Source organism: Pengzhenrongella phosphoraccumulans (genome assembly GCF_045689905.1).
Taxonomy (GTDB): Bacteria; Actinomycetota; Actinomycetes; order Actinomycetales; family Cellulomonadaceae; genus Pengzhenrongella; species Pengzhenrongella phosphoraccumulans.
The window spans coordinates 1,391,654-1,413,406 of the sequence record NZ_CP144210.1 but is presented as its reverse complement, the minus strand read 5'-3'; the positions used below and the strand labels follow the sequence as shown (position 1 = coordinate 1,413,406).

Below are 21,753 nucleotides of genomic sequence, written 5' to 3'. Positions count from 1 at the left end.
GGGAGCTCGCGCGTCAGGCGGTCGCGGGGCGCCTCTCGGTGTACCTGGCAGACGCGACGGCGGTCGCGACAGCGGGAAGCAGCAGGCCTCCCACCGTCAGCAGACCGATGAGAGCGCCAAGGCAGAGCAGGACGGCGCACACCAGCATCGGGAGTCGGGTCCGGCCGGATACTGCGGCCGCGAGGGCGAGCAGGGCCGTGACCAGGAGGACGCCGACGTACCACCAGGCGACGCCCGGCCCGTCCTGAGCTCGTACCACCTTTGCGTAGACGCCAAGAAAGGCCAAGGTCAGCACGGAGGTCGCCGCGGCGAGCTGACGCGCCCGGGGTCGGACCCGACGATCGATCGTCATGATGGACATCTTGCCCGCGGGCGGGCGCTCGCGGGTGCGGGCCTAGCGTCCGAACAAGCGCGTGGCCTGCTGCTCGGCGTCGGCATAGGACGCCGCGGCCGCACCGAGCGCGGCGGTGATCTGGTCCAGGGACTCCTCGACCCGACCCTGCGTGCTCGACCAGTCGGCCATGATCGCGCCGAACGCGGTCGCGGCCCCGCCCCGCCAGCTGCCCTGCAGCTCGGTGAGGTGCCGCATCATCGCGGCCACCTCGGTGCGGATGGCGGCCGTCGAGCCGCGCACCGCCGCGCTCGCCTGCGCGACCTGCTCGCTGTCGACCTCGTACCTGCCCATGGCGTCCTCCTGAAAGAAGTGGAAGGCGCCGACACTACGAAGGCCGACGGGTGCGCCGTCGTCGGGCAGGGGTGGGCTGGGGACGAGGCTCGCTCAGGCCCGGTCGGGGGACGGCTGGGGCTCGGCAGGCTCGGCCGTCGAGGCCTCGAGGGCGGCGAGCTCCTTCTCGAGCCGGTGGAGCTCCGCGGCGACGTTCTGCCGCGCGGGCTCCTCCCAGGCGCTGCCGAGCGGGCTGACGAACAGCGCGCGGCGCTGCAGCAGCTTGGTGAGGATGCGGATGCGCGCGCGCACGTAGTCCTCGACCGGAAGGTGGGAGTACTCGGCGCGGATGTCGCGCAGGTACGTCTTGTAGCGCTGGGGCTCGCTCGCCAGGACCGCAAGGTCGGCGTCGCACAGCACGGCGCAGTCGAAGTCGCCCGACGTGGGGGCGTGCCGTCGCAGGGCGATCACGAGGTCATGGACGCGCACGGCGCGCTTCTCCGGGACCCCGAGCGCGGTCAGCTCCTCGAGCGCGAGGTCGGCGCTGGCCACCTCGTCCTCACCGCCGCGGTTCGCGTAGGTCGCCTCGTTCGCCGCGTCGAAGATCGCTCCGTGGTACCACGCGGCGAGCCGGACGACCTCCGGCTCGTGGGTCTCCTCGGCGAGCTCATCGACTCGCGCGAGCACGTCCGCGAGGTGCTTGATCGTGTGGAAGTGGCGGCCCGGCTCGGACCACCGCTCGATCAGGCGTGCGCCGACGGCGCGGATCTCCTCGGGGGAGGCGGTCGCACCGCTCCCCAGACAACTGCGGACCCAGGCGGACAACAACCACTGTGGAGCGTCGTAAACGCCCATCGACTTGCCTCACCACGACAGGGGGAACCTCGGACAAAGACTCAGCATCCTATCCCCCACTTCGGTTGCACGCTGCTCACCTTGAGAGTAACTGGGGATGATTCGATGTGATCTGTCCGGTCGGCGGGGGCGTGCCGTGGCGGCCGCGGGTCGTCACCGGTCGGCGTCGACCTCGTCGGCGTCGTCGGGCTCCTCGGGGGCGGGGGCGCCCCGACCGAGGGTGGCGGCGTCGACCGGCAGGCTGACCCGGACGGTCGTGCCGCCGCCAGGGGTCAGCGCGATCTCGACGCTCCCCCGATGCGCGCCCACGATCGCGGCGACGATCGCCATGCCGAGGCCCGCCCCGCCGCCGAACTCGCGGCCGCGGGACGAGTCGATGCGGTAGAACCGCTCGAACACGCGCGCGGTGTGCTCGGGCAGGATCCCGGGGCCGTGGTCGCGCACCTCGAGCACCGCGCGCGCCGTCGGCCCGGTGCCCACGAGGCCGACGGCGATCTCGACGGCGGTGCCCGCGGGCGTGTGCTGGGCGACGTTGCCGGTGAGGTTGGCGAGCACCTGGCGCAGCCGGTCCTCGTCGCCGACGACGACGCAGGGCGTCACCGCGGTCCCGGCGACCAGGGGTTCGAAGCGGATCGGTCGGCCGGCGTCGAGCGCGTGCAGGTCGCTGACGGCGTCGGCGACGAGGACGGTGAGGTCGACCGGCTCGTGGCGCATCGGGCGGCCGTCGTCGAGCCGCGCCAGGTGCAGCAGGTCCTCGACCAGGCGGCCCATCCGGGTCGCGGAGTCCTCGATGCGACGCAGGGTGTCGTCGACCTGGGGCTTGGTGGTGACGGCGCCCATCCGGTACAGCTCGCTGTAGCCGCGGATCGTCGCGAGCGGGGTGCGCAGCTCGTGCGAGGCGTCCGCGACGAATCGCCGCATGCGCTCCTCGGACGCCGCGCGCGCCGCGAACGCCTGCTCGATCTGGGCGAGCATCGCGTTCAGCGCGTCGCCCAGCCGGCCGACCTCGGTGGTCGTCGGTGCTGGGGGCACGCGCCGGGACAGGTCGCCCGCGGCGATGGCCGCCGCGGTGTCCTCGATCTGGCGCAGCGGGCGCAGCGATCGACGTACGGCGAGCCAGCCCGCGAGCCCCCCGAGCACGAGCACGACGACGGAGATGCCGAGCAGGGCCCAACGCATCAGGGCCATCGTGGCGCTCGCGGACGCGAGGGGGAGCGCGACGGCGACGGACCCGACGACGATCGAGGGGTCCAGCGTGCTGACGAGGACCCGCTCGACCACGCGCCACTGGTGGTGACCGCCGACCGAGGCCACGGTGAACGGCTCGCCGCCGAGCGCCGCGACCTGCTTCGCGGTGAGGGCGGGGAGGTCCGGGGCCGAGGTGCTCGTGGTCGCCGACGGGTAGGTCTGGAAGATTGAACCATCCAGCGCCGCGACCTGGACGTAGTAGTCGCTGGGCCGGCCGTCCGACCCGCGCAGCGCGTCGTCGCCGTCCCACGCCTGCTTGGCGGCCTGCTCCGCGGAGGTGGTGAGCTGGACGTCGACCTGGTTGAGCAGCGAACGGTCCAGCAGGGTCAGCGTGGCCAGGCTGGCCAGCCCGAGCCCGAGCAGCAGCAGCCCGGTGACGATCCCGACCATGCGGACGCGCAGCGGTACGGCGTGCAGCCGGTCGACGACGGCGTCGCGGAATCGGACCGGGCCGCTGGCGCGCCGGTCGGTCGGCACGCCCGGTCCGGCCGGCGCCGTGGTGGCGTCGGCCGGGCTCGCCGTGCCGGTCAGGGCCGCTTCGGCCTCGGTGCGGGCGTCCACCGTCACCCCGCCGCCGGCGGCAGGCGCAGCACGTAGCCGACCCCGCGCTTGGTGTGGATCAGCGGCAGGGGCGCGGCGGCGTCGTCGTCCACCCCGGCCGGCGGCGCGTCGATCTTGCGCCGCAGGTAGGAGATGTAGGACTCGACGATGTTCGCGTCGCCGCCCCAGTCGTACTGCCAGACGTGGTCGAGGATCTGCGTCTTGGACAGCACCCGGCCGGCGTTGAGCATGAGGTAGCGCAGCAGCTTGAACTCGGTGGGGGAGAGGTCGATCGTGCGGCCGGCGCGGCGGACCTCGTGGCCGTCGTCGTCGAGCTCGAGGTCGGCGTAGCGCAGGGTCGCGTCGTCGGCGTCGTCGTCCCCCGGGCGGGTGCGGCGCAGCACCGCGCGGATGCGGGCGACGACCTCCTCCAGGCTGAACGGCTTGGTCACATAGTCGTCGCCGCCGACGGTCAGGCCGGTGACCTTGTCGGACGTGTCGTCGCGCGCTGTGAGGAAGACGACGGGGACGTGGTGACCCTTCTCGCGCAGCCGACGCGTCAGGGTGAAGCCGTCCATGTCCGGCAGCATCACGTCGAGCACGACGAGGTCGGGGTCGACCTGCTTCACGAGCCGGAGCGCGGAGGCGCCGTCGCCGGCGGCGTGCACCTCGAACCCGGCGAACCGCAGCGACGTCGCCAGGAGCTCACGGATGTTCGGCTCGTCATCGACGACGACAAGACAAGCCTCAGGCTCTCCGCCGGTCATATTCATGCATCCCAGTCTGCTCCGATTTTCTGGGAGTCACCTGGGTATCCCCTGCACGCACGACGCCGCCGAACTCGGAGGTTTGGCTCGAACTCGGACACCGCAGTGTCCGAGTTCGGCGCAAACCTCCGAGTTCGGCGAAGTTGGCGGGACTGGGAGGGGGTTAGTCCTGGGGGGATTTCATTGCTGCCAGGCGGGCTGCGATTTCTGCGTCGGCTCCCGCGGACTCCAGGTCCTCGAACTGGGCGTCCAGGGAGGAGCTGTTGAGCTCGGCCTGGCCGGCCACGCGGGCCTCCTCGCGGCGCACCTTCTCCTCGAAGCGGCTGACCTCGCTCGTGGGGTCGAGCATGTTGATGCTCGACACCGCGTCCTGGACCTTGGACTGCGCCTCCGCGCTCTTGGCCCGGGCGACCAGCGCGTCGCGGCGCTGCTTGAGGTCGCTCAGCTTCTCCTTCATGCCAGCCAGGCCGGTCTTGAGCTTCTCGACGACCTCGTTCTGCGAGGCGATCATCGGCTCGGCGCCGGAGGCCTCGTTCTCGAAGCTGATCTGCTTGCCGAGCGCGACCTTCGCGAGGTTGTCGAACTTGTCGGCGTCGACGGTGTTGCCCGTGGCGCGCAGCGCGTCGGCGCGGCTGGACGCGGCCAGGGCCTTGGTGCCCCAGTCCTTGGCGGCGGCGACGTCGGCCGTGTGGTCCTGCTCGGCCATCCGCAGGTTGCCGATGGTCTGCGCGATGGCGCCCTCGGCCTCGGCGATGCTGTTGGTGTAGTCGCGGATGAGCTGGTCGATCATCTTCTGCGGGTCCTCGGCGCGGTCCAGCATCGCGTTCACGTTGGCGCGCGTGAGCTGGCTGATGCGTCCCAGGATGGTCTGCTTCTCGGTCATGGTCGTGTGAGCCTCTCGTCCGTTCGTGGTCACTGGTCCGTGCTGGTCGTGCCCCATGCTGGTCGATCCGCAGTGCTAAAAGCCGCCACCTCCGCCGCCGAAGCCGCCACCGCCCCCGCCGAAGCCGCCGCCCCCGCCGCCCCCGAAGCCGCCTCCGCCGCCCCAGCCGCCGCCGAAGCCGCCGCCGCCACTGCCGTGGCCCCCGCGGAGCAGGCTGTCGATGAGGATGCCGCCCAGGATGAGGCTGCCCGCGTTGTTCGAGCCGCCGCCGAACCCGCCGCCGCCGCGCCGCGACTGCTCGTACGCCTCGACGTCCTGCTGAGCGAGGCCCTGAGCCTGGGCCGCCAGCTGGTCGGCGCGCCGCGCGTCGTCCAGGCCCCGCGGGGGGTCGGTCTGCACCAGGGACTCGGCCTCGTCGAGCAGGCGCTGCGCCTCGGCGATCCGGGTGCGGGCCTCCGGGCCGACGGCGCCGCGGCGCGTCTCGATGTAGTCCGTCACGGCGCGCACGCGCGAGCGCAGCGGGCCGATCATGCCCGCGAGCTGGGCCCGCGCACGTTCGGCCTGCTCGGCCTGGCCGCGCGCCGGCTCGAGCGCCTTGTCGAGCACCGCCTCCGCCGTCCGCAGGTCGCCGAGGAGCTTCAGCGGGTCGCTGCCCGGCCCGGCGGCCCGCGCCGCGTCGCGGGCGATGGTCGCTGTGGCGGCCGCGGTCGCGACAGCTGGATCGTTCGGTGCCAGGCGGACGACGTCGTCCAGGTCGGACCCGAGGGACCGGATCCCCGCCGCGATCGCGGCCTCCGCGCCGGCGAGCTCGACGCCGGCCCGATCGACGGCGTCCAGCAGGGTGGTCCCCTGGCCGACGGCGTTCTCGGCCGTGCGCGCCGCGATCACAGCCGTCGCGCGGTCACCGGCCGCGACGGCAGCGCGACCCTGCACCACCGACTCGCGCGCCGCCGCGAGCAGCCCTGCCGCATGCTCCGGGTTGGTGCTGACCGAGGCGAGCGAGGTCGCCGGGTAGGTCGCGGCGAGGCTCGCGAGGGTCTGCGTGGCGGTGACGATCCGTTCGGTGGCCTCCGCGGCGCGCCGGTCGATCTCCTCGAGCAGCTCAGGCGCACGCGCCTGCAGGTCTCGCAGCGCCTCGAACGCGGCGGTCTGCCCGTCGAGCGCGGCATCGGCCTGGGTGCACAGGCGCAGGATCTCCAGCAGCATGGCCCGGCGCTCGTCCTCGGTCTCGGGCTCGGCGTCGTCGAGAAGCTGGCGCAGCCCGAACGCCCGCAGCCCGGCCGCCTTCGCGTCGGCGAGCACGGTCGTGAAGGTGCGCGTCTCGGCGTCGCCGAACTGCGCCTGGGCGAAGCCGAGCTCCTGCTCGGACGACCGCAGCTCGTCGTCGAGCGTGACGAGGGCGGCGCTGGCCTGGCGGTCCAGGGTTGCGGTGTCGACGGGGGCCGGCTCGCCGGCGGGGCCGCCCGGCTGGCGGGACTTCGAGCGCATCGACCGGAACAGCAGGAAGCCGCCGATGACGACCAGGCCGACGAGGAACAGGGTCAGCAGCGACGAGAAGCCGGAGCCGGAGCCGGAGCCGGTCGTGCTGGACGATCCGGAGCCCGTGTCCTGGAGGGCGTTGGCGGTGTCGATGGCGGCGGCGGCCCAGTTGTTCTTCGCGAGCTGCGGCACGATCACGTCGGTGCGGATCCGGGCCTGCTCGGAGGCGCTCACCGGCGAGCTGTTCGAGGCCACGAAGCCGTACTCGCGATCGGTGACCGCCACGGCGAGCAGCAGGTCGTTCGCACCGAGACCGGTCGCGGTTGCGGTCTTGGTCGCCCAGGAGACCGGGTCGGTGCCGTCGAACGAGTCGACGTACACGACATACAGGCGCAGGCTCGCCGTCGCCTCGAGGTCGGACTGCGCCGCAGTGACGTCACTGGCCTCGGTCGCGGTGAGCACCCCGGCCGAGTCGGTGAGCTGGCTCGAGACCGCGTCCGGGGGGTCGGCGGCGGCGGGGGCGGCGCCCAGGCCCAGGAACAGGACCAGGGCGACGGCGGCGATCGCCGCCCGCAGCGCCGTCAGGATCGGCGTCGGGCTCGGCGCCGTCGTCGACGAGAACGTGCGGGGAGCTGGCCGGGTCGCTGGTGCTGGGGTCACAGGCCGATCTTTGTCTGTGGCTGCCCGCACCGCAAACGTCCGGTGGTTCGCGGCTATTGCTCGAAATCGGTGGTTTTCGCCCGAACGGCGGCCGGAATCGGCAGCAACCGCCCCCGGGGGTCCAGTAAGTTCTCCGCATGAATCAAACCGAGCCGACCGCGCCCGACGCGATCCGTCCGCCCGTCGTCACCGTGATCCAGCACAATGCGGACGTGCCCCTGGACAGGTTCGCCGACTGGCTCGGTGACGTCGAGGTCGTCGTGGTGCGGGCGTTCGCAGGTGACGCGGTCCCGGCCGAGGTCAGCACGGACGGACTGATCGTGCTGGGCGGCCACATGAACGCCCACGCCGACGCCGTCGCGCCGTGGCTCCCGGCCACGCGCGCGCTGCTCGTGGCGGCGGTCGCCGCGCGCGTGCCGACGCTCGGGATCTGCCTGGGCGCCCAGCTCCTCGCGACGGCGTGCGGCGGGCACGTCCAGGTCGCCGCTCCGCCCGGACGCGAGGCGCAGATCGTCGACGTCCGCTGGCGGGCCGAGGCGGCGAGCGACCTGGTCCTCGCCAAGGTCGCTGCCGGTGGGCGCAGCGCGCCGCTGCCCTCGATGCACGCCGACGCGATCGTCGACCTGCCGCCCGGTGCAGTCTGGCTCGGGTCCAGCGCGATGTACCCCTACCAGGCGTTCCGGCTCGGCACCGCGTGGGGCGTGCAGTTCCACCCCGAGGCGAGCGCCGAGACGTTGCGCGCCTGGGCTGACGCGTACGACGACGTCGACACCGCCGCGGTCATGGGAGCGTTCTCATCGCGTGCGGGGGAGATCGAGGCCGCGGGACAGGCGATCGCGTCCGGGTTCGCCGACGTCGTCCGTCGGGCCGCCGACGGGGCCGGCCGGGTCTAGCCCGGCTGCTCGGTCGCGTCGGGGACGTCGGTGACATCGGTGCTGTTGGTGACGTCGGGGACGTCGGTGACCAGGTCCTCGGCGTCGATGATCGTGTACGCGTAGCCCTGCTCGGCGAGGAAGCGCTGGCGGTGCGCGGCGAACTCCTGGTCGACGGTGTCGCGCGCGACGACCGTGTAGAAGTGCGCGGTGCGCCCGTCGGCCTTCGGCCGCAGGATGCGACCCAGCCGCTGGGCCTCCTCCTGGCGGGAGCCGAACGATCCCGAGACCTGGATCGCGACGGACGCCTCGGGCAGGTCGATCGAGAAGTTCGCGACCTTGCTCACCACGAGCTTGGTGATCTTGCCGGTCCGGAACTCCTCGAACAGCCGCTGCCGCTCGGGCACGGTCGTCGCGCCCGTGATGACCTCGCAGCTGAGGTGCTCGGCGAGGTCGGCGAGCTGGTCGAGGTACTGCCCAATGATCAGGGTCGGGTCGCCCTCGTGCTTGGCCACCAGCTCTTCCACGATCCGGTTCTTGCCGGTCGCGCACGCCGCCAGGCGGTAGCGCTCCTCGGGCTCGGCCGTCGCGTACGCCATCCGGTCGCGTTCGGGCAGGGTCAGGCGGACCTCGACGCACGCCGCCGGGGCGATGTACCCCTGCGCCTCGATGTCGCGCCACGGCGCGTCGAACCGCTTGGGCCCGATCAGGGAGAACACCTCGTCCTCGCGACCGTCCTCGCGCACGAGCGTCGCGGTCAGGCCCAGTCGCCGTCGGGCCTGGAGATCGGCCGTCATGCGGAAGATGGGGGCGGGCAGCAGGTGGACCTCGTCGTAGATGACCAGGCCCCAGTCGCGCGCGTCCAACAGCTCGAGGTGGGTGTAGACGCCCTTCCGCTTGGTCGTCATCACCTGGTAGGTCGCGATCGTGACCGGGCGGACCTCCTTGCGCGAGCCGGAGTACTCCCCGATCTCGTCCTCGGTGAGCGACGTGCGCTTGAGCAGCTCGTCGCGCCACTGCCGCGCGGAGACGGTGTTGGTGACGAGGATGAGCGTCGTCGTGCCCGAACGGGCCATGGCGCCCGCGCCGACGAGGGTCTTGCCGGCCCCGCACGGGAGCACCACGACGCCGGACCCGCCGAAGTAGAAGCTGTCGATCGCCTGCTGCTGGTAGGGGCGCAGCGACCAGTTGCTGTTGTCCAGCGTGATCGCGTGCGCCTCGCCGTCGACGTACCCGGCGAGGTCCTCCGCGGGCCAGCCGAGCTTGAGCAGCACCTGCTTGAGGTGGCCGCGCTCGCTCGGGTGCACGACGACGTCCGTCTCACCCAGGCGTTCGCCGACCAGTCCGGCGGTGCGCCGGGACCGCAGCACCTCTTCGAGGACGGCCCGGTCGAGCGCGTGCAGGACGAGCCCGTGCGCCGGGTCGCTCACGAGCTGCAGCCGGCCGTACCGCGACATGGTCTCGGCGACGTCGACCAGCAGCGCGTGCGGCACCGGGTAGCGCGAGTACTCGAGCAGCACGTTGACGACCTGCTCGGCGTCGTGGCCGGCGGCGCGCGCGTTCCACAGGCCCAGCGGCGTGAGCCGGTAGGTGTGGACGTGCTCCGGTGCCCGCTCGAGCTCGGCGAACGGCGCGATCTCGCGCCTGCACGCGTCGGCCCTCTCGTGCCCGACCTCCAGCAACAGGGTCTTGTCGCTCTGCACGATCAGCGGGCCATCGGTCATGTGGTGGGTTCTCCAGGGTCGATCAGCGTTACTCCGGCGATGCGGTGCACGGCCACGGTGAGCTCGGCGTCACGCTCGGTGTCCACCGCTCGCACCCGCCCTGCATCCACGCGCAGCGGACGCACCCGACGCCTGCCGGGAGTGCCCTGCGGACCGACGATCTCGAGCCAGACCTCGTGCCCGTCGGCGGCCGCCTGCCGCAGCGTTGCCAACGCGGCGACGGGGTCGACTGTTCCCGCGTCGCCACGACCGGGGCCGGAGCCGCTGTCGTGCGCGTGCGCCGCGCGGTCGGACCGGGCCTCGGCCTCGGCGCGTCGCAGGGCAGGCACCAGGGCGGCGAGGTGCTCGCGCCACTCGCGGGCGTCGGCGGGCGTGGTCGGCGCGGTGGGCCGGGCGCCGTTGACCGCCGGCGACGGCGTGGCGGGGGCCGTGGAGATCACGCCACCTGCCCCACGGCGCCGTCGGGCACCGGCGCGCACGCGGCGCACCATCGGGCGGGCGTGCACGACCTGACCGTCCGGACCCTCGCCCGCGGGGGCGAGCCCGCGGTCGCGCAGGGCGGCCAGCAGGGCGGTCGGGGTGGCGTGCGCCGCCAGGACGGTCGGCGCGAGCCGGACCAGGCCGAGGTCGGCGAGGGTCGGGTCGTCGACGAGGCCGGCGAGGAGCGTGGGGTCCTCGGCGCGGATGTAGCCGAGCGCCGAGCCGACCCGCAGCCGGCCGTGCCGCCGGGCGGCGTCGCGCACGAGGTACTCGAGCGGCTGGGGGACGTCGCCGAGCGCGTGCGACGAGAGCTCCTCGAGCAGCTCGTCGGCCGTCTGGCCGCCGTCGAGCGCGGACCGGACGGACTCGATCGTGAAGCGCACGGTCACGCCCGCACCGCGAGACTCGACCTTGGCCATCCGCTCGAGCAGTGCAGCGAGCTCGCGGGTGGGCCGGCCGGGCACGATGCCGGTCAGGTCGCCCTGGAGCATGAGCTCGCTCACGGCCACGGGGAGCACAGCCGCGATCGCCTCGGCGGCCGCGGCCTTGCCGGCCGCGAACCGTTCGGCCGCGTCCGGGCTCTCGGCGCCGGTGTGGGTGCCTGCGGTCTTCGGCGCGGCGGGGGCGGTGCCGCCCTCGGGCCACGGGCGCAACAGGGCACGACCGGCGGCCGACAGCGCGTTCGCGCCGAGCACGCCGAGCACGCCGGCCTCACGCAGGGTGGCCTCGACGGCGGTCAGCGGCGGGACGGACCGCGGCGTGCGCCAGCGCAGGACGGCGGCGACGTCGTCGGCGTTGAGCACGGTGCCGGGCTCGCGGGCGTCGAGCACTGCGAGCACGGCGCGGCGCAGGCGCGGGGCCCACGGGCGGGACAGCTCGGGGTCGAGCGCGGCCCGGAGCTCGCCGCGCTCGTCGCGGCCGCCGACGACCCACGGGGTGCGGGTCATCGTCAGCCAGGCGGTCGCGAGCGTCGCCCAGCGGTCGGGGAGCTCGGCGTCGAGCCAGTCGTCGACATCGAGCGTGGGGGAGAAGGTGGGCTGGTCCTCGCCGTCGTCGATGATCAGGCCGGCGGCGCCGGCGAGCTCGACGACGAACGCGGCCTGGATGTCCTCGATCTCGAGCTGGGAGGCCAGGCGGCGCAGCTCGCGCACGCCGAGGCCGCCGGAGCGCAGCACCGGCGGGGGCACGCGCTCCCACTCGCGGATGAGGCCCGCGACCAGGCGGACGGCGTCCTGCGCGGCGCGCGCCGACTCGTCCTCGACGGTCTCCTGGGGCAGGTGCGTGCCGACCGGGCGGGGTTCGCCGGCAGCGGGCTCGCGGTGGGTGCGACCGCCGCGCAGCGCGAGGCCGAGCTGGCGCGGCAGGATCACGCGGGCCGAGTCGGCGGCGCGGAGCAGGCCGTGCGAGATGAGCCAATCCACGGCAGCGCGCTGCCCGACGGACGTCGCCGCCGGGATGCGGGCCACGGGCGGGCCCCAGCTCAGGGCGTCGAGCACCTCGTGCGCTCCGGGCGGGGCGTCGGCCAGGAGGGCGGCGACCTCGCTGGTGAGGGCCGCGGCGTCGAGCGGCGCGGCGGCGAGCGCGGCGTCGAACGTGGTGCCGAGGACGGCTTCCGCGCCGGTGGTCAGCGCGAGCGGGCCGAGGCCGGCGGGGTAGGGGCCGAGCAGCTCACCGAGTCCGGGCGCCGGGTGGATGGACGTCTGGTCCCCCCACAGCAGCGCGATCTCGAGCCCGTGCGCCACCGCGACGGGCATCGGCGCACCGATGGCGGCTGCGACGTCGTCGGCCGTGATGGCCGGACGCACGTCGTGCAGAGCGACGACGGCCTCCAGCACCTGCAGCACGGAGGCATCGACGGCCGCGAGAGCGCGCTCGAGACTGAATCGGCTCGTCGCTCGGGCTGCGAGCGCCACGAGGGTCGAGGGGGACGGGTTGGCCAGGTCGGGTCGCCGCTCGAGCAAGGTAACGAGCTCGGAGTCACTGCGCGACCGCAGGTGCTCGCTATAAGTAGGCATCCGCACTAGGGTACGCGGCCCGGATTCCCTCGGGAACCGTCCGCCCGTTCCCGAGGGCCGGACGACGGGTAGTGAGTTCGTCGGTTTCGGTCGGGTTCGCCGGTCTCGACCAGCGAACTCGTGCCGAATGAGCGAACTCGACGGATTCCGTGACCTCGCGTTCCGGATGCGTGGCGTTACGCGGGCGCGTGTTTCTACCACGGGGTGAGGGCGGGGATCGGGACCAGGTGGTCGACGAGGCGCGCGGGGAAGCGCCGGCAGACCCTCAGGACGAGCTCCTTCGGGTGGCGCAGATCCGCCGCCGTGACCCTCAGGACGCCCCAGTTCTCCTCGGCGATGGCGTCCTGCCGCCGCTTCTCGGCGAAGACCGCCGCCGCCGGGTCGCCGTCGGCCAGCGTGGAGTACTTCACGAACCCGTCGAACTCGATGAGGAGGCGTCCGTCCCGCCACCCGAGATCGGCCCAGAACCAGCCGAGCCGGGTGTGCACCGGGAGCTGCAGCTCGGGGCGCGGCAGGCCGGCGCTGATGAGGATGTGCCGGACCCGGGTCTCCCAGGGTGACTCGGCACGACCGTCGGCCGCCGCCAGGACCGCGCGGGCCGTGGCGACGCCGCGTCCGCCTGCGCGGGCTTCGATCCGGGCGGCGATCGCGGTGCGGTCTGCTCCGAGGTGGAGCGCCGAGTCGGCGATCACCAGTCCCTCGAGCGGGTCGAGCCGGGTGAGGCAGTCGACCACCGTGCGGTCGAGGGACGTGAGCGGCACCCCGCGCCACCGCTGCCGATCCTCGGGGGCCAGAGCCATCAGGTGGCGAACCAGCCCCGGATCCCCGCAGCCGTGAGGCCGCACGGTCTGGATCATGTGGGTCCGGTCGGGCGGTTGCCAGGTGGCGCAGCCCCAGATCAGGGCGGCCGACTCGTGGCTGAACCAGAACGGGGTCCGGAGCTGACGGCCGACGGCGGCGATCCGGGCGAGGGCGAGCTCTCGCGCGGCAGCGGCTGCGACCGGGGTCGTGGAGGGGATCGAGGGGGCGGAGGTGGGGTTCGGGCCGAGGCCCGGGTCGGACGTGGTGGTGGCGGGGCGGCTGGTTGAGGGGCGGTAGGCCCCGGGGCGCACCCGTTCGAGAGTCCCCGATCGGACCTCGGCCTTGACGCGGGCAGGGGTCAGCTCGCGCGCGAGCACGACCGTCGGCAAGGGGGAGGTCGGCGGACGTGCGGGCCGGCGGGGTGGCGGCGGTGGGGCGGTCGAGCGGAGTGGTGCCGACCGGGCCGGCGATGTGGGTGGAGCAGATCGGGAGGACGACGTGGGTGGTCTTGACCGGGTGGGGGACAGAGGTGCGGCCGACCGGTTGGGGTCGGCGGCGGGCGATGCGAAGTGGTTGGGCATGCGGTCACCGTCCGCCGAATCCGCCGACGTGGGCAGCGCGCGCCCGACCCGGTGTGCATGTGCTGTCTTCACGGGCGACCCGTGGTCGGATCCGCAAGCGGTCTGATGCGGACGGGGCGGATGCGGGACGGGGCGGATGCGGGACGGGTCGGATGCCGAACCGGTCGGATGCGGACGGGCGCGGGACGGGTCGGACGGGAGTGAGCGAACGGGCTGAGGTGGCCGGGTGGTGCGGTGAAGTCGCTGGTTTGGCGTCAGTTCGCCGGTTGTGACCGGCGAAGTCAGCCGGGATCAGCGAACTGGTGGCTTTTCGGCGCGGATCGGAGGCGAATCTTGGGCCGTCGGGGGCGTTCCGGGGACTTGGGCGGTCGCGCGCCGGATAAACTGTGTCGTTACTGTCTTACGTACTTGCTTCACGGTTCCGCGAATTGTCCTTACGCACCCGACGACGTCACAGAGGTTCCAGTGCCCACCGGCAAGGTCAAGTGGTTCGACACCGAGCGTGGTTTCGGTTTCATCGCCAGCGACAACGGCGATGAGATCTTCCTGCACGCCTCGGCTCTGCCCGCAGGCGTCACGGATCCCAAGCCCGGCACGAAGGTCGACTTCGGCGTGGCCGACGGGCGTCGCGGCCCGCAGGCGCTGTCCGTGAAGGTTCTCGACCCGATCCCGTCGGTCGTCAAGGCGGCCCGCCGCCCCGTGGACGACATGGTCGTGATCGTCGAGGACCTCATCAAGGTGCTCGACAAGGTCGGCAACGAGCTTCGCCGCGGCCGGTACCCGGACAAGTCGAGCGGCCAGAAGTACGCCGCCCTGCTGCGCGCCGTCGCCGACAGCCTCGAGGGCTGAGACATGGCATCCCCCACGAAGGACGCCGTCCTCACCAACGCCGTCGAGCTGGCCCGCCAGGTCGCCATCGATGCCGCCGAGCAGCCCGAGCACGTCGGCGAGCACCTCGGTGTGGTCGTCGAGGGCGATCGCCTCGTCTCGCACACGTTCGCCTCGAACGCCCCGGGCTACCGCGGGTGGCACTGGACCGTGACGCTCGCCCGCGTGCCGCGCGCCCGGGTCGCCACGATCTGTGAGGTCGAGCTCCTGCCCGGCGACACCGCCGTCCTGGCGCCCGCCTGGCTGCCGTGGTCCGAGCGCCTGCGCCCGGGTGACATCGGCGCCGGCGACGTGCTGCCGTTCATGCCCGGCGACCCGCGCCTCGTGCCCGGGTACGTCGCCACCGGCGATGCCGAGCAGGACCGCGTCGCGATCGAGGAGCTCGCCCTGGCCCGCGTCCGGGTGCTCGCACCCGAGGGGCGCGAACGCGCGGCGGAGCGGTGGTACGCGGGCTCGCAGGGGCCGACGGCGCCCGGTGCGCTCGCCGCCGCTGCTGCCTGCCAGACCTGCGCGTTCATGGTCCAGCTGAGCGGCCCGCTCGGGCAGCTCTTCGGCGTGTGCGCCAACGAGTGGTCGCCGGACGACGCCAAGGTCGTCAGCCTTGACCACGGGTGCGGTGCGCACTCGGAGACCGACATCGAGCCGCACGCGAGCGACTGGCCGGACCCGGTGGCGAAGATCGACGACCTCGACCTCGAGCTCGTCTCGCTCGTCGAGGAACAACCGGCCGCCATCAAGGACGAGCCCGAACCTGAGGTCGAGGCTGCGTCCGTCGTCGTGCCCGAGCCTGAGGCTGTTGTCGAGCCTGAGGCTGAGGCCGGTGTCGAGTCCGTTCTCGAGCCCGAGCCCGAGTCCGTCGTCGAGCGCGAATCCCAGCCCGAGCTCGCGACCGACGAGACCCCGACCGACGAGACCCCGACCGACGAGACCCCGACCGACGAGACCCCGACCGACGAGACCCCCGCCCCACCCGAGTCGTGACCCAGGACGCCTTCGGGACCGCGGCGCTACGCGCTGCCGTCCTGCAGGCGTGGGCGGCCTCACCGGCACGCCTGCGGGAGGACGCCAACACCGAGGAGGACCACGCCCGCGGCTACTACCGCGACCGCGTGGTCGTCGAACTCGCGCAGAACGCGGCGGACGCTGCCAACCGCGCGGGCACCGGCGGGCACCTGCTGCTGCGGCTGAGCACGGACGACGGCGCGACCGTGCTCACCGCGGCGAACACCGGCGCCCCGCTCGACGCCGACGGCGTGGCCTCGCTCGCCTCGCTGCGCGCGTCGGCCAAGCGCGACAACCGCGCGTCGACGTCGCCCGTCGGCCGCTTCGGGGTCGGCTTCGCGGCGGTCCGGTCGGTGGCCGACGAGATCTCGGTCCGGTCGACCACGGGCGGGGTCCGGTTCTCGCTCGCCGACACCGCGGCCGAGCTGGCGGCGCTCGCCACGACGCACCCCGGGGTCGCCGACGAGGTCCGGCGCCGCGACGGCTCGCTCCCGGCGCTGCGCCTGCCGCTGCCCGACGACGCCCGGCCGCCCCACGGCTACGACACGGCCGTCGTGCTGACCCTGCGGGACCCGATCTCCGCCGACGAGGTCCGCGCGCTGCTCGCCGAGGTCGGCGACCCGTTGCTGCTCGCCCTGCCGGCGCTCACCGAGATCGTCGTCGAGATCGACGTCCCGCAGGAGAGCTCGCGGCGCCGCGTGAGCGACGTCGGCTCGCGGTGGACGATCGCGCGCGGCACCGGGATGCTCGACCTCGCGCTGCTCGCGGACCGGCCCATCGAGGAGCGGTCGGCGCGCGAGTGGGGAGTCACCTGGGCCCTGCCCCGGCACGACGTAGCGGCCGCGCCCACCTGGGGTGGCGTCGTGCATGCCCCGACCCCGACCGATGAGCGCTGCACGCTCCCCGCGTTGCTGGTGGCCACCCTTCCGCTGGACCCGTCGCGCCGGCACGTCGTGCGCGGGCCGCTCACGGACGCCGTGCTCGGCCACGCCGCAACGGTCTACGCGAACCTGGCCCACGACGTCGCGGCCGCCGGCGGCGACCCGCTCGCGCTGGTCCCGATCGGGCTGCCCGGCGGGTCGCTCGACGGCGCCGTGCGCGACCGGATCGTCGCGCAGCTCACGTCGACGCCTCTGCTCGCCGCCGCCGAGTTCCGGCCGGACGGCGAGGACCTGGTCGCGGACACCTCGACCGACGGCCTGCTCGAGCCGCGGCGGGCGGTCGCGCTCGCCGGCGACATCGGCCGTGACCCACATGCGGTGGCCGCGCTCGCCCGCTGGGCGGCGAATCTGGTCGTGCTCGGGCCGGGGCACGAGGCACCCGCTCGCGTGCTCGGCGTGCAGATCCGCGAGCTCGCCGACCTGGTCGAGGAGCTGCCGACCGCCGCGCAGCCCGAGGACTGGCACGCGCTGTACACGGCCCTGATCCCCGCCGCGGTCGACCCGGCGGTCCGCGAGGCGCTGGGCGCGCTGCCGGTGCCGCTCGCGGACGGCCGCACCGTCCGGGGCGCGCGCGGCCTCGTGCTGCCCTCGGACCGGTTCGGCGGCGGCGGCGACCTCACCAGCCTGGAGGTCCTCGCACGCTGGGGCTTGCGGCTCGTGCACCCGGGCGCCGCGAGCCCGCTGCTCGAGCGGCTCGGCGCGGCCGCACCCGAGTCCGGTGGCCTCCTGCTGCTGCCCGCCGTCCGCGAGGCGGTCCTCGAGGTGGCCGACGACGACGACCTTGCGCTGGCTGCCGACGTCGCCGAGGCCGTCCTCACCCTGGTCGCCGGGACGATCGACGACGGGCACGTCCCCGTCGGCGCCGCCGCCTGGCTCGGGGAGCTCACGCTTGTCGACTCGCACGGCGAACCGACCCCCGCGCGCGGCCTGGTGCTCGGCGGCTCGACCGCGGGCGACCTGCTCGACGAGCGCGTGCTCGCCCCCGTCGCGGACGACCTCGTGGACCGCTGGGGCGCGCGCGTCCTGGCCGCCGTCGGGGTCCGCGACGACCTCGCGGTGGTGCGGCTCACGGACGTGCTGGTCGAGGGGCCGGGCGAGGGGCTGCTCGGCGCCGACAGCCCCGAGGACCTCGCCACGCGGTCGCTCGACGGCTGGGACGACTACCTCGAGGTGCTCGCCGGGCGGCTCGGTGCGGGCGTGATCGTCGGCGAGCTCACCGCGGTCGCGGACCTCGACGCCGTGCGGGACGAGGCCTGGCCGCAGGTGCTCGCGCACCTCGCGGCCGATCAGGAACTGCGCCGGGCGCTGCTCGACCCGGTTCGCGCCGAGGGTGATCGCAAGGGCCGCGGGGCGCCGTCGTACACGGCCTGGTGGCTGCGCTCCCGGACGCCGTCCGCGCTGGGCCTGGGTGAACCGTTCGCGCTGTGGACCGCGCCGGTCGGGCTGCAGAAGCTGCTCCCGCCCGTGCCCGAGACCCTCGCCGGGCTCGACCCGCTGGTCCTTGCCGAGCTCGGGGGCGTCGGTGAGTTCGCCGAGCTCGACGGCGAGGGCTGGGCCGACCTCCTGGACGCGTTGGGGCCGGTCGGCACTCCGGTCTCGCCCGACATCGCCGGCACGCTCTGGCGCGCGCTGGCCGACGCCGCCGCGACCACGGTCGAGCTCGATCGCGTGCCGGAGCGGCTGCCCGCGCTCGTCGGCCCCGCCGAGGTCCGCATGGTGCACGCCGACGACGCCGCCGTGGCGCCCTCGCCGATGTGGCTGCAGCGGCCCGACGTCGCAGCCCTCATCCCGGCCCCGCCCGTCGTGGCCGTCCGGCTGAGCGGGTTCCTCGACCTGCCGCTCGCGGACGACCTCGCCGAGGAGAAGCCCGCGCTGCCCGACGACGACGGCTCGCCCGGCCCGACGCCGGACGCGGCGATCGCGCTCGCGCCGAACGCACCGCGGACGTGGCAGGAGCACGACGACCTGCGGGTCGGCGGCGCCCCGGTCGAGTGGTGGGTCGAAGGTGACGGCCCGGACGCCGTCGTGCACGCGACCCAGCTCGCGGGGCTGGCCCGGGGACTGGCCCAGGCCGCCGGCCGGTGGGAGCTGCGCCACGCGCTCGAGCTCGCGCTGACCGAGCCGGACCGGGCCGCGGAGCTGCGCGCCGAGGCGGCGTTCGACCGATGACCCCGTCCGCGACCGACCGGACCCTCTCGCCCGTGGGGCAGGTGGCCCGTGGCGTGTACGCGCCGGCCCTGGTCTTCGAGATCGGCATCGGCGCGATCATGCCGATCATCCCGCTCTCGGCGATCGACCTCGGCGCGACCCTGGCGGTCGCGGGGCTCATGGTCGCGCTGCTCGGCGTCGGCCAGATCGCCGGCGACGTGCCGGCCGGCGTGCTCGCCGCCCGCATCGGCGACCGCCGCGCGATGCTCGTCGCCGCGGCCTTCTCGGTGCTCGCCCTCGCGGGGTGCGCTCTCGCCCCGAACCTGTGGGTGCTCGGCGCCGGGGTGCTCGCGGTGGGCGCGACGAACGCGGTCTTCGTGCTCGCGCGGCAGGCGTACCTGACCGAGGTGATCCCGGTGATGAAGCGCGCCCGGGCGCTGTCGACGCTCGGCGGCGTGCAGCGTATCGGGGCGTTCCTCGGCCCGTTCCTCGGCGCCGCGATCGTGCACCTGCTCGACCTGCCCGGGGTCTACTGGCTCGCGGTCGTCACCAGCCTGCTCGCCGGCCTGGTCGTGCTCGCCGTGCCCGACGTCGCCGGGGCGGAGACGATCCGCCGCCGTGCGGCCGCGGTGCCGGTGCCGCTGCGCACCGTGCTGCGCGACAACGTCAAGGTGTTCGCCACGCTCGGGTTCGCGGTGTTCGCCGTCGGCGCCGTGCGGGCCAGCCGTCAGGTCGTGCTGCCGCTGTGGTCGGAGCACCTGGGGTTCAGCCCGGCGACGACGAGCCTCATCTTCGGCATCTCGGGCGCCGTCGACATGCTGCTCTTCTACCCGGCGGGCAAGGTGATGGACAAGCGCGGCCGCCTGTGGGCCGCGATCCCGTCGATGCTGATCCTCGGCGGGGCGATCTTCGCGCTGCCGTTCACGACCACCCTCGGTGGGGTCACGGCGGCGGCGATGGTCATGGGCTTCGGCAACGGGATCGGCTCGGGCATCCTCATGACGCTCGGCGCGGACGTCGCGCCGCCGGCGGTCCGGTCGCAGTTCCTCGGGATCTGGCGGCTGTTCTCCGACGCGGGCAGCGCCGCCGGCCCCCTGGTGGTCGCGGCGGGCGCGGCGCTGGGGAGCCTCGCGGCGGGCATCGCGGCGATGGGCGCGGTCGGGATCGTCTCCACCGGCGCGCTGGCCCGCTGGGTCCCACGCTGGTCGATCCACGCCAACGCCACGACCCGCCGCCGCGCCGCCGAGGCGGCCGCGAACCTCTGACGCCCGGCCCTCTACTCGAGGTGGGGGTCGGTGATCTTGGCCCAGGCCAGGGCGAGGAGACCGCCGCCGACACCGGCCACGCAGGTCCAGAACGAGGCCAGCTCGCCGTTCCCGGTCCGGTACCGGATCCACGTGGCGATCAGCGCGATCACCCAGACGGCCAGCCCGGCCGAGATCATCTTCACCAGGTCCACGGGGGTCGGCGAGGGGTCGGCGCGGCGCTTGTCGGGATTCATCATCAGAGTGAAGACGGACGGCACGCTCATACCCTACGACGCATCAGTCGTGCGAACCGGCCGTCGGCCCCGCCCCTGACAGGGTGGTGGCCGTGCCGAGCGCGTCGGCGATCGCGGCGAGGTACGCGTGCGCCACGTCGAACGTCGACAACCCGGAGGCCTCCACGCCCGCGAGGTCGTTCTCCTCGTGGGCGAGCACGGCGGCGAGCACCTGCCCGTACGGCCCGGACCGGGTGAGCAACGCCTGGCCGACGTCGTCGGACACCCCGGCGCGCTCGACCAGCATCGCGGGGGCGATGCGCAGCTGGGACGCGACGGCCGACAGCAGGCCGACGGTGTACCCGGCCTCGTCGTCGGCGAGGGTGCGGCACGCGACGGCGCGCGTGAGCACGAACCACAGCCCGGCGACCGCGTGGTCGCGCGAGCCGATGAGCGACGACGCCGCGAGCGCCCGCAGCTGACGCGGCCCGAGCAGGGTGACGGCCTGCTTGATCGAGTCGATCCGGTGCCGCGATCCCAGGGCGCTCGAGTTGATCAGGTGGAGCACCCGGATCGTGAGCTCGGGGTCGGAGCCGACGATGCGGATCGCGCGGGCGGTGTCGATCTCGCGGGCGTTGAGCACCTGCATGAGCTCGAGGCACTGCAGCTCGCCGGCCGTGAACTCGCGCGCGGTGGGCTCGGTGTCGCGCTGGAACAGCGGACCCTGGAGCAGGTCCACGCCGTGGGTCGCGCAGAAGGCCACGGCCGCCTCGCTGTCGACGCGCTCGGCGATCACCGGGACCCCGGAGCGACGCGCATGGCCGACGGCGGCGGCAGCGACCTCAGCTCCCCGGCCGAGGTCCACCTTGGTGAACGTCACCAACGGCAGGAGGGCGTCCTGCAGGCCACCCGGCACGTAGTCGGCCAGCGCGAGCGGGATCCCCGCGGCGCGCAGCCGGGCGAGGTGACCGGCGGCGTCGGGCACCTCGGCGAAGTGGCGCGGGACCTCGAGGACGACGCCGCCCTGGGCCTGCGGCGGGGGCCAGCGGCCCACCAGGAGGCTCGACGTCGCGCGCACGAACAGCACGCTGCCGCCGGCGAGCGCGTCGAGGTCGAGGCGCGCGAACTCCTCGTGCGCGAGGGCGTCGAACTCGTCGCCGCGGTCGACCTGGGTGAGCGGGGCGTGCACGACGACGTTCACCGCGTACCCGTGCACCGAGTGGTCGGGGCGCACCACGGGCTGGCGCTGCACGGTGACCTCGGTCGAGGCTCCGCGCGCCGGGTCGGCGGTGGTCGCAGTGGTGGGTTGGGTCCAGGGACTGAGCAGGGAGGGCACCGGTCAGCCGAGGGGGGCCTGCATCGGCCAGTCCGTGCTGTCCAGCACGACCTGGGTGGCCGCGCCGGTGGCGAGGTTGATGATCAGCGGGGCGAGCAGGTTCGCCGTCGTCGGGACCTCGTCGTAGCCGGGGTGCACGACGACGAGGAGGAGCGGGTCATCGCCCGCGGCGAGCCCGAGAGCCTCCCGCGTCGAGGTGCCGAACTCGGGGGTGTAGTTGGCGAAGAAGACCTCGGGCCGCACCACGAACAGGCGCACGTTCGGGTCGGTCGCGCTCCGGAGGGTGAACAGGGTGCCGTCGTCGTCGATGCCGTTGAGCTCGTACTCGAGATGGTCGGGCAGACCCGGCAGCGGTGGCACGGGGCGGACGAGAGTGGGCATCGCAATCA

At 74.0% G+C, this 21,753-nt stretch carries 18 protein-coding genes; 5 read left to right on the top strand and 13 right to left on the bottom strand.

Annotated elements, in window-relative coordinates:
• Positions 1 to 13: 13 nt before the first annotated feature.
• The 7 genes from VTA80_RS06580 to VTA80_RS06550 all read right to left on the bottom strand — a co-directional run bounded on the left by VTA80_RS06580 (position 14) and on the right by VTA80_RS06550 (position 7,096).
• Complete coding sequence (locus VTA80_RS06580; RefSeq protein WP_407344596.1) at positions 14 to 352, bottom strand: hypothetical protein; 339 nt, start codon at positions 350 to 352, stop codon at positions 14 to 16.
• Positions 353 to 394: 42 nt separating this feature from the next.
• Positions 395 to 685, bottom strand: a complete 291-nt coding sequence (locus VTA80_RS06575) for a WXG100 family type VII secretion target (RefSeq protein WP_407344595.1) — start codon at positions 683 to 685, stop codon at positions 395 to 397.
• 93 nt (positions 686 to 778) lie between these two features.
• Positions 779 to 1,519: a hypothetical protein gene (locus VTA80_RS06570; RefSeq protein ID WP_407344594.1), complete on the bottom strand. Its 741-nt coding sequence runs from the start codon at positions 1,517 to 1,519 to the stop codon at positions 779 to 781.
• A gap of 153 nt (positions 1,520 to 1,672) precedes the next feature.
• Positions 1,673 to 3,328, bottom strand: a complete 1,656-nt coding sequence (locus VTA80_RS06565; RefSeq protein ID WP_407344593.1) for a sensor histidine kinase — start codon at positions 3,326 to 3,328, stop codon at positions 1,673 to 1,675.
• Positions 3,329 to 3,330: 2 nt separating this feature from the next.
• Complete coding sequence (locus VTA80_RS06560; RefSeq protein ID WP_407344592.1) at positions 3,331 to 4,080, bottom strand: response regulator transcription factor; 750 nt, start codon at positions 4,078 to 4,080, stop codon at positions 3,331 to 3,333.
• A 157-nt stretch (positions 4,081 to 4,237) separates the two neighbouring features.
• The gene (locus tag VTA80_RS06555; RefSeq protein ID WP_407344591.1) at positions 4,238 to 4,957 is read right to left on the bottom strand and encodes a PspA/IM30 family protein; all 720 of its coding nucleotides are present in this window, start codon (positions 4,955 to 4,957) and stop codon (positions 4,238 to 4,240) included.
• Between the two features lie 75 nt (positions 4,958 to 5,032).
• On the bottom strand, positions 5,033 to 7,096 hold the full coding sequence (locus VTA80_RS06550) for a TPM domain-containing protein (RefSeq protein ID WP_407344590.1): 2,064 nt from the start codon (positions 7,094 to 7,096) through the stop codon (positions 5,033 to 5,035).
• A 137-nt stretch (positions 7,097 to 7,233) separates the two neighbouring features.
• On the opposite strand from VTA80_RS06550, the gene VTA80_RS06545 reads away from it, so the two are divergent.
• Positions 7,234 to 7,989 carry a type 1 glutamine amidotransferase gene (locus VTA80_RS06545; protein WP_407344589.1) on the top strand — a complete coding sequence of 252 codons (756 nt, stop codon included), beginning with the start codon at positions 7,234 to 7,236 and terminating at the stop codon, positions 7,987 to 7,989.
• Here the strand turns inward: VTA80_RS06545 and VTA80_RS06540 are convergent.
• From VTA80_RS06540 to VTA80_RS06530, 3 genes are all read right to left on the bottom strand, one after another.
• Positions 7,986 to 9,692, bottom strand: coding sequence for a DNA repair helicase XPB (locus tag VTA80_RS06540; RefSeq protein ID WP_407344588.1), 1,707 nt, complete (start codon positions 9,690 to 9,692; stop codon positions 7,986 to 7,988). The genes VTA80_RS06545 and VTA80_RS06540 overlap by 4 nt on opposite strands.
• Positions 9,689 to 12,187, bottom strand: a complete 2,499-nt coding sequence (locus VTA80_RS06535; RefSeq protein ID WP_407344587.1) for a helicase-associated domain-containing protein — start codon at positions 12,185 to 12,187, stop codon at positions 9,689 to 9,691. Before VTA80_RS06535 ends, VTA80_RS06540 begins: the two co-directional genes overlap by 4 nt.
• A gap of 194 nt (positions 12,188 to 12,381) precedes the next feature.
• A complete protein-coding gene (locus VTA80_RS06530; protein ID WP_407344586.1) occupies positions 12,382 to 13,377 on the bottom strand; it encodes a hypothetical protein in 996 nt (331 codons plus the stop codon).
• Positions 13,378 to 14,034: 657 nt separating this feature from the next.
• Here VTA80_RS06530 and VTA80_RS06525 point away from each other — a divergent pair.
• From VTA80_RS06525 to VTA80_RS06510, 4 genes are read left to right on the top strand one after another with little or no spacing between them, the layout of a single operon-like run.
• Positions 14,035 to 14,418 (top strand): cold-shock protein, encoded by a 384-nt coding sequence (locus VTA80_RS06525; RefSeq protein ID WP_407344585.1) that lies wholly within the window; start codon positions 14,035 to 14,037, stop codon positions 14,416 to 14,418.
• Positions 14,419 to 14,421: 3 nt separating this feature from the next.
• Positions 14,422 to 15,438 (top strand): DUF3027 domain-containing protein, encoded by a 1,017-nt coding sequence (locus VTA80_RS06520; protein ID WP_407344584.1) that lies wholly within the window; start codon positions 14,422 to 14,424, stop codon positions 15,436 to 15,438.
• Positions 15,435 to 18,569, top strand: a complete 3,135-nt coding sequence (locus VTA80_RS06515) for a sacsin N-terminal ATP-binding-like domain-containing protein (protein WP_407344583.1) — start codon at positions 15,435 to 15,437, stop codon at positions 18,567 to 18,569. Before VTA80_RS06520 ends, VTA80_RS06515 begins: the two co-directional genes overlap by 4 nt.
• Positions 18,566 to 19,813: an MFS transporter gene (locus VTA80_RS06510; protein WP_407344582.1), complete on the top strand. Its 1,248-nt coding sequence runs from the start codon at positions 18,566 to 18,568 to the stop codon at positions 19,811 to 19,813. Before VTA80_RS06515 ends, VTA80_RS06510 begins: the two co-directional genes overlap by 4 nt.
• A gap of 11 nt (positions 19,814 to 19,824) precedes the next feature.
• On the opposite strand, the gene VTA80_RS06505 is transcribed toward VTA80_RS06510, so the two are convergent.
• Genes VTA80_RS06505 through VTA80_RS06495 form a run of 3 tightly spaced genes read right to left on the bottom strand, consistent with a single transcriptional unit; the run spans position 19,825 to position 21,745 of the window.
• The gene (locus VTA80_RS06505; protein WP_407344581.1) at positions 19,825 to 20,073 is read right to left on the bottom strand and encodes a hypothetical protein; all 249 of its coding nucleotides are present in this window, start codon (positions 20,071 to 20,073) and stop codon (positions 19,825 to 19,827) included.
• A gap of 19 nt (positions 20,074 to 20,092) precedes the next feature.
• Complete coding sequence (locus tag VTA80_RS06500) at positions 20,093 to 21,364, bottom strand: EAL and HDOD domain-containing protein (protein ID WP_407344580.1); 1,272 nt, start codon at positions 21,362 to 21,364, stop codon at positions 20,093 to 20,095.
• Between the two features lie 3 nt (positions 21,365 to 21,367).
• Positions 21,368 to 21,745 carry a flagellar assembly protein FliW gene (locus VTA80_RS06495; protein ID WP_407344579.1) on the bottom strand — a complete coding sequence of 126 codons (378 nt, stop codon included), beginning with the start codon at positions 21,743 to 21,745 and terminating at the stop codon, positions 21,368 to 21,370.
• Between the last annotated feature and the right edge of the window lie 8 nt (positions 21,746 to 21,753).